Source organism: Tranquillimonas alkanivorans (assembly GCF_900115595.1).
Classification (GTDB): domain Bacteria; phylum Pseudomonadota; class Alphaproteobacteria; order Rhodobacterales; family Rhodobacteraceae; genus Tranquillimonas; species Tranquillimonas alkanivorans.
On record NZ_FOXA01000050.1, the window covers coordinates 1 to 13,708 of the forward strand.

Annotated in this window: 12 protein-coding genes; 7 read left to right on the forward strand and 5 right to left on the reverse strand. The window is 65.9% G+C overall.

Annotated elements, in window-relative coordinates:
* Positions 1–250 precede the first annotated feature (250 nt).
* Positions 251–1,000 carry a helix-turn-helix transcriptional regulator gene (locus BM162_RS21460; protein WP_093425828.1) on the forward strand — a complete coding sequence of 250 codons (750 nt, stop codon included), beginning with the start codon at positions 251–253 and terminating at the stop codon, positions 998–1,000.
* Between the two features lie 446 nt (positions 1,001–1,446).
* Here the strand turns inward: BM162_RS21460 and tsf are convergent, their stop codons facing one another.
* On the reverse strand, positions 1,447–2,322 hold the full coding sequence (gene tsf, locus BM162_RS21465) for a translation elongation factor Ts (protein WP_093425829.1): 876 nt from the start codon (positions 2,320–2,322) through the stop codon (positions 1,447–1,449).
* Between the two features lie 92 nt (positions 2,323–2,414).
* On the reverse strand, positions 2,415–3,257 hold the full coding sequence (gene rpsB, locus BM162_RS21470; RefSeq protein ID WP_093425831.1) for a 30S ribosomal protein S2: 843 nt from the start codon (positions 3,255–3,257) through the stop codon (positions 2,415–2,417).
* 207 nt (positions 3,258–3,464) lie between these two features.
* On the opposite strand from rpsB, the gene BM162_RS21475 reads away from it, so the two are divergent.
* The 3 genes from BM162_RS21475 (at position 3,465) to BM162_RS21485 (ending at position 6,055) form a co-directional block, all read left to right on the forward strand.
* Positions 3,465–4,358 carry a PfkB family carbohydrate kinase gene (locus BM162_RS21475; protein ID WP_093425833.1) on the forward strand — a complete coding sequence of 298 codons (894 nt, stop codon included), beginning with the start codon at positions 3,465–3,467 and terminating at the stop codon, positions 4,356–4,358.
* The gene (locus BM162_RS21480; RefSeq protein ID WP_093425835.1) at positions 4,355–5,287 is read left to right on the forward strand and encodes a pseudouridine-5'-phosphate glycosidase; all 933 of its coding nucleotides are present in this window, start codon (positions 4,355–4,357) and stop codon (positions 5,285–5,287) included. The genes BM162_RS21475 and BM162_RS21480 overlap by 4 nt, the downstream gene beginning before the upstream one ends.
* A 63-nt stretch (positions 5,288–5,350) precedes the next feature.
* On the forward strand, positions 5,351–6,055 hold the full coding sequence (locus BM162_RS21485) for a DUF502 domain-containing protein (protein ID WP_093425837.1): 705 nt from the start codon (positions 5,351–5,353) through the stop codon (positions 6,053–6,055).
* On the opposite strand, the gene BM162_RS21490 is transcribed toward BM162_RS21485, so the two are convergent.
* Both BM162_RS21490 and BM162_RS21495 read right to left on the reverse strand, forming a co-directional pair.
* On the reverse strand, positions 6,056–7,090 hold the full coding sequence (locus BM162_RS21490; protein WP_093425839.1) for a patatin-like phospholipase family protein: 1,035 nt from the start codon (positions 7,088–7,090) through the stop codon (positions 6,056–6,058).
* Positions 7,091–7,122: 32 nt separating this feature from the next.
* Positions 7,123–7,896 carry a 3-hydroxybutyrate dehydrogenase gene (locus BM162_RS21495; RefSeq protein ID WP_093425840.1) on the reverse strand — a complete coding sequence of 258 codons (774 nt, stop codon included), beginning with the start codon at positions 7,894–7,896 and terminating at the stop codon, positions 7,123–7,125.
* A 297-nt stretch (positions 7,897–8,193) separates the two neighbouring features.
* On the opposite strand from BM162_RS21495, the gene BM162_RS21500 reads away from it, so the two are divergent.
* The 3 genes from BM162_RS21500 (at position 8,194) to typA (ending at position 12,418) form a co-directional block, all read left to right on the forward strand.
* Positions 8,194–10,008, forward strand: a complete 1,815-nt coding sequence (locus tag BM162_RS21500; protein WP_093425842.1) for an extracellular solute-binding protein — start codon at positions 8,194–8,196, stop codon at positions 10,006–10,008.
* A gap of 162 nt (positions 10,009–10,170) precedes the next feature.
* Complete coding sequence (locus tag BM162_RS21505; protein WP_093425848.1) at positions 10,171–10,518, forward strand: CsbD family protein; 348 nt, start codon at positions 10,171–10,173, stop codon at positions 10,516–10,518.
* A 79-nt stretch (positions 10,519–10,597) separates the two neighbouring features.
* Positions 10,598–12,418 carry a translational GTPase TypA gene (gene typA / locus BM162_RS21510; RefSeq protein WP_093425844.1) on the forward strand — a complete coding sequence of 607 codons (1,821 nt, stop codon included), beginning with the start codon at positions 10,598–10,600 and terminating at the stop codon, positions 12,416–12,418.
* A 33-nt stretch (positions 12,419–12,451) separates the two neighbouring features.
* Here the strand turns inward: typA and dusA are convergent, their stop codons facing one another.
* Complete coding sequence (gene dusA / locus BM162_RS21515) at positions 12,452–13,450, reverse strand: tRNA dihydrouridine(20/20a) synthase DusA (protein ID WP_281243843.1); 999 nt, start codon at positions 13,448–13,450, stop codon at positions 12,452–12,454.
* Positions 13,451–13,708 lie beyond the last annotated feature (258 nt).

A 13,708-nucleotide genomic window follows, 5' to 3' on the forward strand; every position in this document is an offset into this window, starting at 1 on the left:
GCCATCCCATGCTCGACCTCTCTGCCTGTTCTCGTAGCAGGCGAGAGTGACACTTCTGCTTTGCTCATGGATGACATTTTAGCTTTGCCGCTACAAATCGTTCGTCTTGTAATCAGTATTATGGTAAATATTGACTCGTCGGCACCGACATGTCCTGCAAGTCATCTTCGTCTGGACAAGCGGAATACCGCTGAGTTAGCGTCCGGAAAACGCGCTTAAGCGCGTGCTTTAACTCATTTCCGGATGCTTAATGATCGATTGTCTCGAACGCATTACCCACGCGCGGACACAGCGCGAGGCGTGGCAGGTCCACGTCGAGGCCATGGCACAGTACGGCTTCGACCGCTTGCTTTACGGTTTCACGCGTTTCCGAACCTCGAACAGCTTCGGTAACCCGAACGACCTGATCATCCTTACAAACCATACCGATAAATATGCCGAGGCGTATGTCGCCAGAGGTCTGTTCCGGTACGCCCCAATGACCCGTTGGGCGCTTTGCAATACCGGCGCGTGCAGTTGGCGATGGATTACGGACAACTGGCAGTATCTAAGCAAGAAGGAACACGATGTCGTCGCGCTGAACCGGAAGCACGGGGTCCTGGCCGGCTATACGATCTCGTTCTCGGACCCGTCGCTGCGCAACAAGGGCGCGATCGCGCTGGCGGCGCGCCCCGGACTTGATCAGGACGACGTGGACAGGATCTGGCGCGAACATGGCCGCGAGATCGAGGTGCTGAACACGGTCACGCATCTCAAGCTGATCTCCCTGCCCCATGCTAATGCTGCCCGCACGCTGACGAAGCGGCAAAAACAAGCGTTGGAATGGGTGCGCGACGGCAAGGCCACCCACGAGATCGCCGAGATCCTGGGCCTCACGCCTGCAACGGTCGAGAAGCATCTGCGACTCGCTCGGGAAAAGCTCGAGGTCGACACGACAGCGCAAGCCGTCTTAAAGGCGAGCCTGCACCACCAGATTTTCGTCTGGAGCGAAGAAGAGTGATCACAGACCCGTGAACATGACTTGGCCGCTTGGGTTAGGTTGCTTGCGTAAATGCTGGTCATAATAGGAAAAGACTGCGCATCACGGCCAGTGGGTTGCACGGAAGCTGCAGAAGGTACGGAATGCACTACTTTCTTTACTGAGCGTTAACTGGCATGTTTGGGAAGTTCCGTGAGTGGTGGCTTTGGCCATGGAACAGCGCCCGCAGAAGACCCCGCAATTACGGAAGGCTTCTTCGGGTACCGGGTAGACCGGACGTGGTCCGCCGCGCCTATTAATCGGCCCGGCGGACTACTCACATCGATGCGCCCGCATCTCATCCCCAACCGGCGGGCGTGGAGATCAGCGGTGCAGCTCGCCCGGGCTGCACCGCTTCTTTTTTCGGATCATGCACCAAAAAAGGACGGCCTGGAGGCCGCCCTTCGATAGCTCGATATGCCGGGGCTTTAGCCCTGTGCGGCCTTGGCGACCTCGGCGGCGAAGTCTTCCTTCTCGACCTCGATGCCTTCGCCGACTTCAAGACGCACGAAGCTCTTGATCTCGGCACCGGCTTCCTTGGCGGCCTCGCCGACCGTCAGGTCCGGGTTCACGACGAACTGCTGGCCCAGCAGCGTCACTTCGCCCAGGAACTTCTTCATGCGGCCTTCGATCATCTTCTCGATGACCTGCTCGGGCTTGCCGGATTCGCGGGCCTGCTCGGTCAGAACCTGCTTCTCGCGCTCGACCAGCGTCTGGTCGAGGTCGGCTTCCGACAGCGACGCCGGGTTGGCGGCGGCGATGTGCATGGCGACCTGGCGGCCGAACTCGACCGAGCCGCCGTTCATCGCGACCAGCACGCCGATCTTGCCCATGTTCTGGCCGGCGGCGTTGTGGATGTAGTGCGCGATCGTCTCACCCTCGACCTTGGCCATCCGGCGCAGGGTCATGTTCTCGCCGATGGTGGCGATCTTATCGGTGATGACGTCTTCGATCTTCTTGCCGTCGATGTCCTGCGCCTTCAGCGCCTCGACATCGTCCACGCCGAGCGCGACGTTGGTGATGGCCGACACCATCTCCTGGAACTCGGCGTTCTTGGCAACGAAGTCGGTCTCGGCGTTGACCTCGACCGCGACGCCGCGGCTGCCGTCGACGGCGACGCCGACCAGGCCCTCGGCCGCGGTGCGGCCCGACTTCTTCGCGGCCTTCGCCAGGCCCTTGGTGCGCAGCCAGTCGACGGCCGCTTCCATGTTGCCGTCGTTCTCGGTCAGCGCCTTCTTGGCGTCCATCATGCCCGCGCCGGTCTTGTCGCGCAGCTCTTTCACTTGTGCAGCCGTGATAGCCATGATCCGGGCTCTCCTCGATTAGATATCCTGGGGCTCCGGGTGGCGTCGCCGCCACCCGGCTTCAGTTCCGTGACAGGTCCCGCGCCCGAGTATTATTCCTTGTTTTCCAGCTCGTACGGAGCATCCTTGGCGACGGCGTCGTTGTGCACGCCCTCATCGCTGATGTTGCCGACCTCGGTCTCGCCCTCGGCGGCCTCTTCGGTCGCGGCTTCCTCGAGCGCGCCGATGTCGACACCTGCGGCGCCCAGCTGGGCCGACATGCCGTCAAGCGCGGCGCGACTGACCAGGTCGCAGTACAGGGCGATGGCGCGTGCGGCGTCGTCGTTGCCCGGGATGATGTAGTCAACGCCCTCGGGGCTGCAGTTGGTGTCTACGACGGCGACGACCGGGATGCCGAGCTTCTTGGCTTCGGCGATGGCCAGGTCTTCCTTGTTCACGTCGATGACGAACAGCAGGTCCGGTACGCCGCCCATTTCGCGGATGCCGCCGAGCGAGGCGTTCAGCTTCTCGCGGTCACGCTCCATCGAAAGACGCTCGCGCTTGGTCAGGCCCTCGGCGCCCTGCTCCATCTGTTCGTCGATGGACTTGAGGCGCTGGATCGACTGCGACACGGTCTTCCAGTTGGTCAGTGTGCCGCCCAGCCAGCGGTGGTTCATGTAGTACTGTGCGCAGCGCTCGGCCGCGTCGGCAATCGGCCTCTGCGCCTGGCGCTTGGTGCCGACGAAAAGCACGCGGCCGCCCTTGGCGACGGTGTCGCGGATCACCTGCAGAGCCTGGTCCAGCATCGGGACGGTCTGCGTCAGGTCGACGATGTGGATGCCGTTCCGGTCGCCATAGATGAACGGCGACATGCGGGGGTTCCAGCGCTGGGTCTGGTGACCGAAGTGAACGCCAGCCTCGAGCAGCTGACGCAGATTGAAGTCGGGGAGCGCCATGTCCATTCCTTTCCGGTTTGCGCCTCGGCGGGACGTCAGAGCTTTTGGCTCAACCGGCGGACCGTTGCGGGATGTCTCCCCGCAAGGCCCAAGCCCCGCCTGTGAAGTGGGCGTGCCTCTACACCGGTCCTGGACGGGGCGCAAGGGCCGACGCGCCCTGCCCCGATTCCGCTTGCCCGGATCGCCCTGCCTTGCCACAAGCCGCGTATGAAGGACACGCCAGACATCCTGTGTATCGGCTCCGTGCTCTGGGACGTGATCGGCCGCTCGGGCGCACACATGCGCATCGGCGCCGACGTGCCGGGCCGGATCACGCGCATTCCCGGCGGCGTGGCGATGAACATCGCCATGACGCTGCGCCGCTTCGGCCTGACGCCGGCGCTGCTGACCTCGGTCGGCCGCGATGCCGAGGGCGACGAACTGGTGGCCGAATGCGCGCGGTTGGGTATGATCACCGATCACGTCTACCGCTCCGAGGATCTGCCCACCGACCGCTACATGGCGGTCGAGGGCGCGAACGGGCTGATCGCCGCCATTGCCGACGCGCATTCGCTGGAGGCCGCGGGCGGCAAGATCCTGCGTCCGCTCGAAGAGGGCGGCCTGGGCCGTCCCGGCGCGCCGTGGCGCGGGCCCATCGCCGTCGACGGAAACCTGACCGAAAGCCTGCTGGCCGAAATCGCCCGCAGCGCGGCCTTCGCCACGGCCGACCTGCGCGCCGCTCCGGCCTCGCCCGGCAAGGCCGAAAGGATGCTGCCGCTGCTCGATCATCCGCGCGCCACGCTCTACGTGAACCTCGAGGAGGCTGGCCTAATCGTGCAGGGCCGCTTCGACAGCGCGCAGGAGGCTGCCGCCGCGCTCGCCGCGCGCGGGGCGCATCGGGTGCTGGTGACCAATGGCGGGCGCGCGGCGGCCGAGGACGGCGCCTTCGGGGCGCGCACCGCCGCCCCGCCCGAAGTGCTCGTCACCCGCGTCACCGGCGCGGGCGACACGTTCATGGCGGCGCATATCGCGGCCGAATGGCGCGGCGAGTCCCCGGATGAAGCGCTGCACACGGCCCTGCGCGCCGCCGCCGACTACGTATCAGGAGACGTCCCCTCATGACCCTGCCGCTCGTCCTGTCCCCCGAGGTCGCCGAGGCCCGCGCGTCCGGCGCACCCGTCGTTGCGCTCGAGTCCACCATCATAACTCACGGCATGCCCTGGCCGCAGAACGTCGAGACGGCCGAGCGGGTCGAGGCCGAGGTGCGCGCCCACGGCGCAACGCCCGCCACCATCGCCGTGATCGACGGCGCCCTGCATGCGGGCCTGACGACCGAGCAACTGCACGGCCTGGCCAAGGCGACGGACGTGGCGAAGCTGTCGCGCGCCGACATGGCGGCCTGTCTCGCCCGCCGGGGCACCGGCGCCACCACCGTCGCCGCCACGATGATCGCCGCCCGCGCCGCCGGGGTCGAGGTCTTTGCCACCGGCGGCATCGGTGGCGTGCATCGCGGGGCCGAGCGGACGTTCGACGTCTCGGCCGACCTGCAAGAGCTTTCGAAGACGCCGGTCAGCGTGGTCGCCGCAGGCGCGAAGGCGATCCTCGACCTGCCCAAGACGCTCGAGGTGCTCGAAACGCTGGGCGTGCCGGTCATCGCCTTCGGGCAGGACGACTTCCCGGCCTTCTGGTCGCGCTCGTCGGGCCTGCGCGCGCCGCTGCGGATGAACACCGCCGCCGAGATCGCGCGCGCCCACGTCATGCGCGGCACGCTGGGGCTGGGTGGCGGGCAGTTGGTCGCCAACCCGATCCAGCAGATCGACGAGATCGCGGCCGAGACACTGGCCCCGGTCATCGCTAAGGCGGTGGACGAGGCCGAGGCGCAGGGCGTGTCGGCCAAGGACGTCACGCCGTTCCTCCTTCAGCGGATCTTCGAGCTGACCGAGGGCCGGTCGCTGGAGGCGAACATCGCGCTGGTGCTGAACAATGCGCGGCTGGGGGCTGCCATCGCACAGGAAATCGGCAGCCTGAGGACAAAAGATCGTGCTCCCTGAGTGCTGCCGTTGTAGCGTCTGAGGCCAGCGCCTAACTTCCGGTCGAAGGGTGACCAGACGTAGATGAACAACCCATTGACCGACGACAGCGCGCCGAAGAAGCGCCCCTCAGTGCTGGCCCGATTGCGCGCGAACTTCCTGACCGGGCTCGTGGTCATCGCGCCTATCGGGCTGACGTTCTGGCTGATCTGGGCGGTCGTCGGATGGGTCGATGCCTTCGTCCTGCCGCTGGTGCCCAACCGCTTCCGGCCCGAGCAGTATATCGGCATCAATCTGCGCGGCGTCGGCGTCATCTTCTTCCTGATCTTCACGATCATCATTGGCTACCTCGCCAAGGGCTTGATCGGACGGTCGCTGCTGCGCTTCGCCGAGGGGCTTGTCGATCGGATGCCGGTCGTCCGCTCGGTCTATAACGGGCTCAAGCAGATCGCCGAGACGGTCTTCGCGCAGACCGAGACCTCGTTCGACAAGGCGTGCCTGGTGGAATATCCCCGCCGCGGCATCTGGTCGATCGCCTTCATCTCGACCACCGCGCGGGGGGAGATCGACGAGACGATTCCGGTGGGCGACCGCAAGCTGTCGGTGTTCCTGCCGACCACGCCGAACCCGACCTCGGGCTTCCTGCTGTTCGTTCCCGAGAGCGACGTGATCGAGCTGGACATGACGGTCGAGGATGCAGCGAAGCTCGTCATCTCGGCGGGGCTGGTCTATCCCAACCGGAAAGACCCGACACAGCCGGCAGACGCCCTGCCCCGCGCGGCGGAGTGATCAGCCGAACATTTCCTCGAGGTCGATGCTGGGGCGGGTGCCGATGTCCTCGTAATGCGCCTCGAGAAACCGTCCGGCCGCGCGGCGTCCGGCCTGCTTGAGCCCCGCCAGCACGGTCGGCGACGGCACCAGCTTCGTCGCCACGCTGAGATCCGTCATCAGCTCGTCGTCCGCGATCATGTGCATCAGCACGTTCTTCATCGCCTCCTCAGGGATGCGTCCCTCGGCGATAAGGCGGTGGACGAAGTGGATCGCGCGCAATTCGCGCAAGAGCGACGAGTTGAAGCTGATCTCGTTGATCCGGTTGAGGATCTGTTGCGAGGTTACCGGCACCTGGTCCCGTTCGAGCGGGTTGATGTTGACCACCACTATGTCGCGCGGAAGCCCGGGCGCGAACAGCGGGAATAGCGCCGGGTTGCCGGTATAGCCGCCGTCCCAGTACGCCTCCATTCGCTCTCCATCCTCGCCCGGCATCTCGACCGCCTGGAACAGCGTCGGCAGGCAGGCCGAGGCGAGGATCGCATCGGGCGTGATCGCGCCGCCGGTGAAGACGCGGATCTTGCCGGTGCGCACGTTCGTCGCGCAGATGTGCAGCTCCGGTCCGGCCTCGGCGCAGATCTCGTCGAAGCGGAAGTTGCGCACGATGCGATCCAGCGGGTTCTGATAGAGCGGGCCGTAGGAATACGGGCTCATCAGCCGGGTCGTCGCGTCGGCAAGCGAGAACGGCAACGAATATTCCAGCGCCTTGCTGATCATGCCGGGCGCGGGCGAGAACGCGGCCATCCAGTTGGTCAGCCGCATGTCGTTCAGCGCCCCGACCTGTCCCCAGAGCCAGGCCAGGTTGGCCTTTGCCCCGTCGCGCCCGCCGTCCACCAGCCCGGCCTTCAGCGCCGCGCCGTTGAGCGCCCCGGTCGAGGTGCCCGAGATCCCGGCGATCTCGATCTCGGGCTCTTCCAGCAGGCGGTCGAGCACGCCCCAGGTGAAGGCGCCGTGCGCGCCCCCGCCCTGCAGCGCGAGGTTGATGCGCTTGACCATCGGCCTCTCCCGTCGTCGCCGCGCGAGCGGCCTTACAAAGCGGTCCAGCCGCCGTCGACGCTGATCGTCGTGCCGGTGATCTGCGCCGCCGCGTCCGAGCACAGGAAGGTGGCAACGCCGCCCAGCTGCTCGACCGTGGCGAACTGCTTCGACGGCTGACGCTCAAGCATCACCTCGCGGATCACCGTTTCGCGGTCCATGCCGTACTTTTCCATCGTGTCGGGAATCTGCGCCTCGACCAGCGGCGTCATGACGTAGCCGGGGCAGATGGCGTTCGCGGTGATCGGCTGCTCCGCCGTCTCGAGCGCGACGACCTTCGTCATGCCCACGACGCCGTGCTTGGCGGAAACATACGCCGACTTGTAGGGCGAGGCCGTCAGCCCGTGTGCCGACGAGATGTTGATCACCCTGCCCCAGCCGGCCTTGCGCATCATCGGAAGCGCCACGGCGGTGGTGTGGAAGACCGAGTTCAGCATGATCGAGATGATCTGGTCCCACTTCTCGACCGGGAACTCGTCGATGGGCGAGACGTGCTGGATGCCGGCGTTGTTCACCAAGACGTCGCAGGTGCCCGCCTGCTCGACGAGCGCGCGCGCCTCGTCGCCGCGGCTGAGGTCGGCCTTGATGTAGCGCGCCTTGACCCCGTGCTCCTTGCCCAGCCGCTCGGCAAGCTGGTGATCCTCTTCCCGGTCGGTGAAGGAGTTCAGGACAACGTTCGCGCCGGCCTTCGCCAGCTCTTGCGCGATCCCCAGGCCGATGCCCGAGTTCGATCCGGTGACGACGGCGGTCTTTCCCTGCAGGCCCATGGCCACTCCCTTTCCTCTGTCTGCCTTACCCCCGTTTCTACATGCCGCGGGTGCGAAGGGAACGGATAAAGGCGGCTGCCGCGGGTCCGGGAGACTGCCATTTGAACAAAAAAAACGCCCGCACGAGGCGGGCGTCAAGTTGTTGAGGCAGGTTTCATACAGGCAAGAAACCTATCGAGCAGTGACCCCTTTATACGCGTTCCGCTGCCGGTGTCCAAGGTAAAAGTTTGAAAAGGCGGGGGGCGGCGCGTACCGTCGGGTCCCGACAAACAAGCGAGCAGAGGGATTGTCGCCCGAATGAACACGCACTTTTTCGCCCTTCTCCGCGGCGGGACGGCGGTCGCAGCCGCGGTACTGGCGGCCGGCCTGGCTCAGGCCGAACCGCAGCATGGCATCGCTATGTACGGCGACCCCGCCCTGCCACCGGATTTTGTGTCCCTGCCCTATGTGAACCCCGACGCGCCCAAGGGCGGGCAGATCACCTTCGGCGAGGCCGGCGGCTTCGACAGCCTCAATCCGCACATCGTAAAAGGCCGCGCGCCCTACGGCGTCGGCATTTATGTTTTCGAAAGCCTTATGGGGCGAAGCTGGGACGAACCTTTCACGCTCTACGGCCTTCTGGCCGAATCGGTCGAGACGGGGCCGAACCGTGAATGGGTCGAATTCACCCTGCGCGAGGATGCGACCTTCTCGGACGGCAGCCCCGTGACGGTCGAAGACGTCATCTGGTCCTACGAGACGCTGGGCACCGAGGGGCACCCCCGCTACCGCGGCGCGTGGGACAAGGTCGAGACGGCCGAGAAGACGGGCCCGCGCACCGTACGCTTCACCTTCAACACCGCCGACCGTGAACTGCCGCTGATCCTGGGCCTGCGCCCCATTCTGAAGAAGGCGCAGTGGGAGGGACGCGAATTCGACGACTCCGGCATCGACATCGTGCCCATCGGTTCGGGTCCCTACGTGATCGGCGACTTCGAGCCCGGGCGTTTCATCGAACTCGACCGCGATACCGACTACTGGGGCGCCGACGTGCCGATCATGCGCGGACAGCACAATTTCGATCAGATCCGCTACGACTATTTCGGCGACGGCGACGTTGTGTTCGAGGCGTTCAAGGCCGGCGAGATCGACGCCTATCGCGAAGGCAACGCCGCGGCGTGGGCGAACCAATACGACTTCCCCCGCGTGCGCTCGGGCGAGGTGATCAAGGCCGAGATCCCGCACGAACGGCCTACCGGGATGAGCGGGTTCGTTATGAACACGCGCAACCCTGCGTTCGAGGATTGGCGCGTGCGCGAGGCGATGATGCACGCATTCAATTTCGAGTTCATGAACGAAACGCTGAACGGCGGCGAAGAGCCTCGCATCACCTCGTACTTCTCGAACTCGGTGCTGGGCATGGAGGACGGCCCGGCCGAGGGCCGCGTGCGCGACCTGCTGGAGCCCTACGAGGCGGAGCTGTTCCCAGGCGCGCTGGAAGGTTACGAGCTGCCGGCCTCTGACGGCACGGAGCGCAACCGGCGCAATATCCGCAGGGCGATGCAGCTGATGGCCGAGGCCGGCTGGACCATCGAGAACGGCCGCATGGTGAACGAGGACGGCGAACCCTTCACCTTCGAGATCCTGCTGAGCCAGGGCGCGACAGAGACGCAGCAGATGATCGACATCTTCGCCTCGGCGCTCGAGCGGATGGGCATCGCGCCCCAGATCACCGTCGTGGACAGCGCGCAGTACAAGGAGCGCACGACCGACTTCGACTTCGACATGGCCTTCTATCGCCGCGGCCTGTCGCTGAGCCCGGGCAACGAGCAGATGCTCTACTGGTCGGCCGAGGCGGCGGAGACGCCCGGTTCGCGCAACTGGATGGGCATGAAAAGCGAAGCCGCCGAGGCGATGATCGACGAGATGCTGACCGCCGAAACCCAGGAAAACTTCGTCGCAGCCGTAAAGGCGCTGGACCGGGTGCTGACCACGGGGCGCTACGTCATCCCGATCTGGCACTCGCCGGTGTCGCGGCTGGCGCACTCCGCCGACGTCACCTACCCCGACAAGGTGGCCATGTACGGCGACTGGATCGGCTTTCTGCCCGACGTCTGGTGGCAGACGGAGTGAGCCTTTGGGGCGGAGGCCGTGCGGCGTCCGCCCCCTTTACCGGATCGCAATTTCTTGGCGCGCACCATGGTCCTCAACGACGCGCCGAATATGTGAGCCCAGAAGACGGAACCGGCCCCGTCAGCCCGCATTGGGCGAGGCAAGAAGAAGGAGATGCGCGAGATGCAATGGCAAACGGTCCAGCAGAACTGGCCCGCCTTCCTCGAGCGGATCGAGCAGCGCTGGCCGATGACCGACGAGGATGACCTGCTTGAAGTCGACGGGCGCCGCGACCGCTTCGTGGACTACCTGTCGAAGGTCCATGACCTGACCCAGAACGAGGCGAACGAACAGATCGACGCCTGGCTCATGGGCGAGATGCCGGCGGATGCGCACATGGACGACTTCCGCGACAACGCCAACATTGTGGAAAGCGGACGTTCCATTCCGCCCGGAGAGGACGTGTACGCCGAGGACCGCGACTTCGGCGACGACCGCGCGCCCGACGTCCCTGTGGGCCGCAACGACTGACCCGCGCCCCCGGCGCTTGGGGCTGGCCTTTCCGCGGGTTGCGCTGTAAGGCCAGCGCAATCCCAAGAAGGCTGACCCAATGGATCTGCGAAATATCGCCATCATCGCACACGTCGATCATGGCAAGACCACGCTCGTCGACGAGCTTCTGAAACAGTCCGGTGCGTTCCGCGAGAACCAGGCCGTGTCCGAGCGCGCGATGGACTCCAACGATCTCGAGCGCGAGCGTGGCATCACCATCCTCGCCAAAGCGACCAGTGTCGAGTGGAAAGGCACGCGGATCAACATCGTCGACACGCCCGGCCACGCCGACTTTGGCGGCGAGGTCGAACGCATCCTGTCGATGGTCGACGGCGTGGTCCTGCTGGTGGACGCCGCCGAAGGTCCGATGCCGCAGACGAAGTTCGTCACCTCGAAGGCGCTGGCGCTCGGCCTTCGCCCGATCGTCGTGCTCAACAAGGTCGACAAGCCCGATGCCGAGCCCGATCGCGCGCTCGACGAGGTGTTCGACCTCTTTGCCAACCTTGGCGCCGATGACGACCAGCTCGATTTCCCGCACCTTTACGCCTCGGGCCGTTCCGGGTGGGCGGACGAGGAGCTTGACGGCCCGCGCAAGGACCTCGATGCGCTGTTCCGGCTGGTGGTCAACCACGTGCCCAAGCCCAAGCAGATCGCGCATGCGGAAGAGCCCTTCCAGATGCTCGCCACCACGCTCAGCGCCGATCCGTTCCTGGGCCGCATCCTGACCGGCCGCGTCGAGTCGGGCACGCTCAAGACCGGCGCGACGGTGCAGGCGATCAGCCGCATGGGCCAGAAGATCGAGCAGTTCCGTGTCTCGAAGATCCTCGCCTTCCGCGGCCTCGGCCAGCAGCCCATCGACGAGGCGCAGGCCGGTGACATTGTCACCCTCGCCGGCATGTCGAAGGCCACCGTGTCCGACACCATCTCGGCGCTTGCCAAGGACACCCCCCTGCCCGCCCAGCCCATCGACCCGCCGACGATCAGCGTGACCTTCGGCATCAACGACAGCCCGCTGGCCGGTCGGGACGGCAAGAAGGTCCAGTCGCGCGTGATCCGCGAACGCCTGATGAAAGAGGCCGAGTCGAACGTCGCCATCCGCGTCACCGACACGCCGGGCGGCGAGGCATTCGAGGTCGCGGGCCGCGGCGAACTCCAGATGGGCGTCCTGATCGAGAACATGCGCCGCGAGGGATTCGAGCTGTCGATCAGCCGCCCGCAGGTGCTGTTCCGCGACGTGGACGGCCAGCAGATGGAGCCGATCGAGGAAGTCACCATCGACGTCGACGACGACTATTCCGGTGCCGTGATCGAAAAGCTTACTGGTGCCCGCAAGGGGGATCTGGTCGAGATGAAGCCGGCCGGTGCCGGAAAGACCCGGATCGTGGCCCACGTCCCATCCCGCGGGCTCATCGGCTATTACGGCGAATTCCTGACGGACACGCGGGGCACGGGCGTGCTCAACCGCGTGTTCCATGAATGGTCGCCGCACAAGGGCCCGATCCCGGGCCGCCGTGCGGGCGTGCTGATCTCGATGGAGAACGGGACCTCGGTCGCTTATGCGCTCTTCAACCTCGAGGATCGCGGCCGCATGTTCATCGGCGCGCAGGAGCCGGTCTACGAGGGCATGATCATCGGCGAGCATTCGCGCGACAACGACCTGGAAGTGAATCCGCTCAAGGGCAAGAAGCTGACAAACGTCCGCGCCTCGGGCACGGACGAAGCAGTGCGCCTGACCCCGCCGGTGCGGCTGTCGCTGGAAGAAGCGATCTCCTACATCGACGACGACGAACTGGTCGAAGTGACGCCGAACGCCATCCGTCTGCGCAAGCGGTTCCTCGATCCGCACGAGCGCAAGCGCCAGGCCCGCGCCTCAGCCTGAGACTGCGCCGCCCTTCGGGGCGGCGCGCCTTCTTCAGGCGGCGGACTCGACCCCGACGCCGGTGACGGCCGCCAGCGCCTCGCGCACAAGGCGTGCATCCGCGCCGGGCCGGTGCGCCCCTTCGGACAGGATGCGCCGCCAGGCGCGCGCGCCCGGCCGCCCGGAAAACGCGCCCAGCATGTGGCGCGTGACTTGGTGCAGCTTCCCTCCGGCGGCAACGTGGCGGTCGATGTAAGGCAGCATCGCCTCCACCGCCTCTTCCGGGGCGGAAAGCGGCGAGGCATCGCCCCAGATGAGCCGGTCCGCGTCAAGCAGCACGCCCGCCGGATCATGGTAGGCGGCGCGCCCGATCATCACCCCGTCGAGCCCCTGGTCCAGGAAACCGCACGCCGCGTCCAGAGAGCCGATCCCGCCATTGACCGAGATGTGAAGCTCGGGGAACACCGCCTTCATCCGCGCCACCAGCGGATAGTCCAGAGGCGGTACGTCGCGGTTCTCCTTCGGGCTCAGGCCCTGCAGCCACGCCTTGCGTGCGTGGATCGTCACCCGCCGCACACCAGCCGCCCGCACCTTCTCCAGGAAATCCGGCAGCACATCCTCAGGCGCCTGATCGTCGACGCCGATGCGGCACTTCACCGTGATCTCGACATTGCAAGCCGCTATCATGGCCGCGGCGCACTCGGCCACCACGTCGGGGTGGCGCATCAACACGGCACCGAAGGTTCCCGACTGCACCCGGTCCGACGGGCAGCCAACGTTCAGATTGACTTCGTCGTAGCCCTCGTCCGCGCCCATCCGCGTTGCCTGCGCCAGCTCGGCCGGGTCCGAGCCGCCGAGTTGCAGCGCCACCGGATGCTCGGCCGCGTCGAAGTCCAGCAGCCGCCGCGCCCCGCCCCGCACCAGCGCCGCCGAGGTCACCATCTCGGTGTAGAGCAGCGCCCGGCGCGACATCAGCCGATGAAAGTACCGGCAGTGCCGGTCGGTCCAGTCCATCATCGGCGCGACCGACAGGCGGGCGGCGCTTTGCAGCAAGGGTTTCCCTTGTTTTGCGGCAGCTTCGGCGTGATGCGTCATGCGTCGTTCGGCCTCGAAAAACCTTAATTTTCCCCGTCAGCCGGTGATTGTCCCCCACATGGGGGACAAGTGGAGAGGCTTGGGGGACACGTGGGTCACATATATGAGCGCAAGCGGGCGGATGGTACCGTCGCATACAGGGCGGAGATCGTGGTGCGCAAGGACGGCAAGCGGCACTGGAGTGCCCCCGCTGGAGTGGTCCGCCCCCAGGGATAA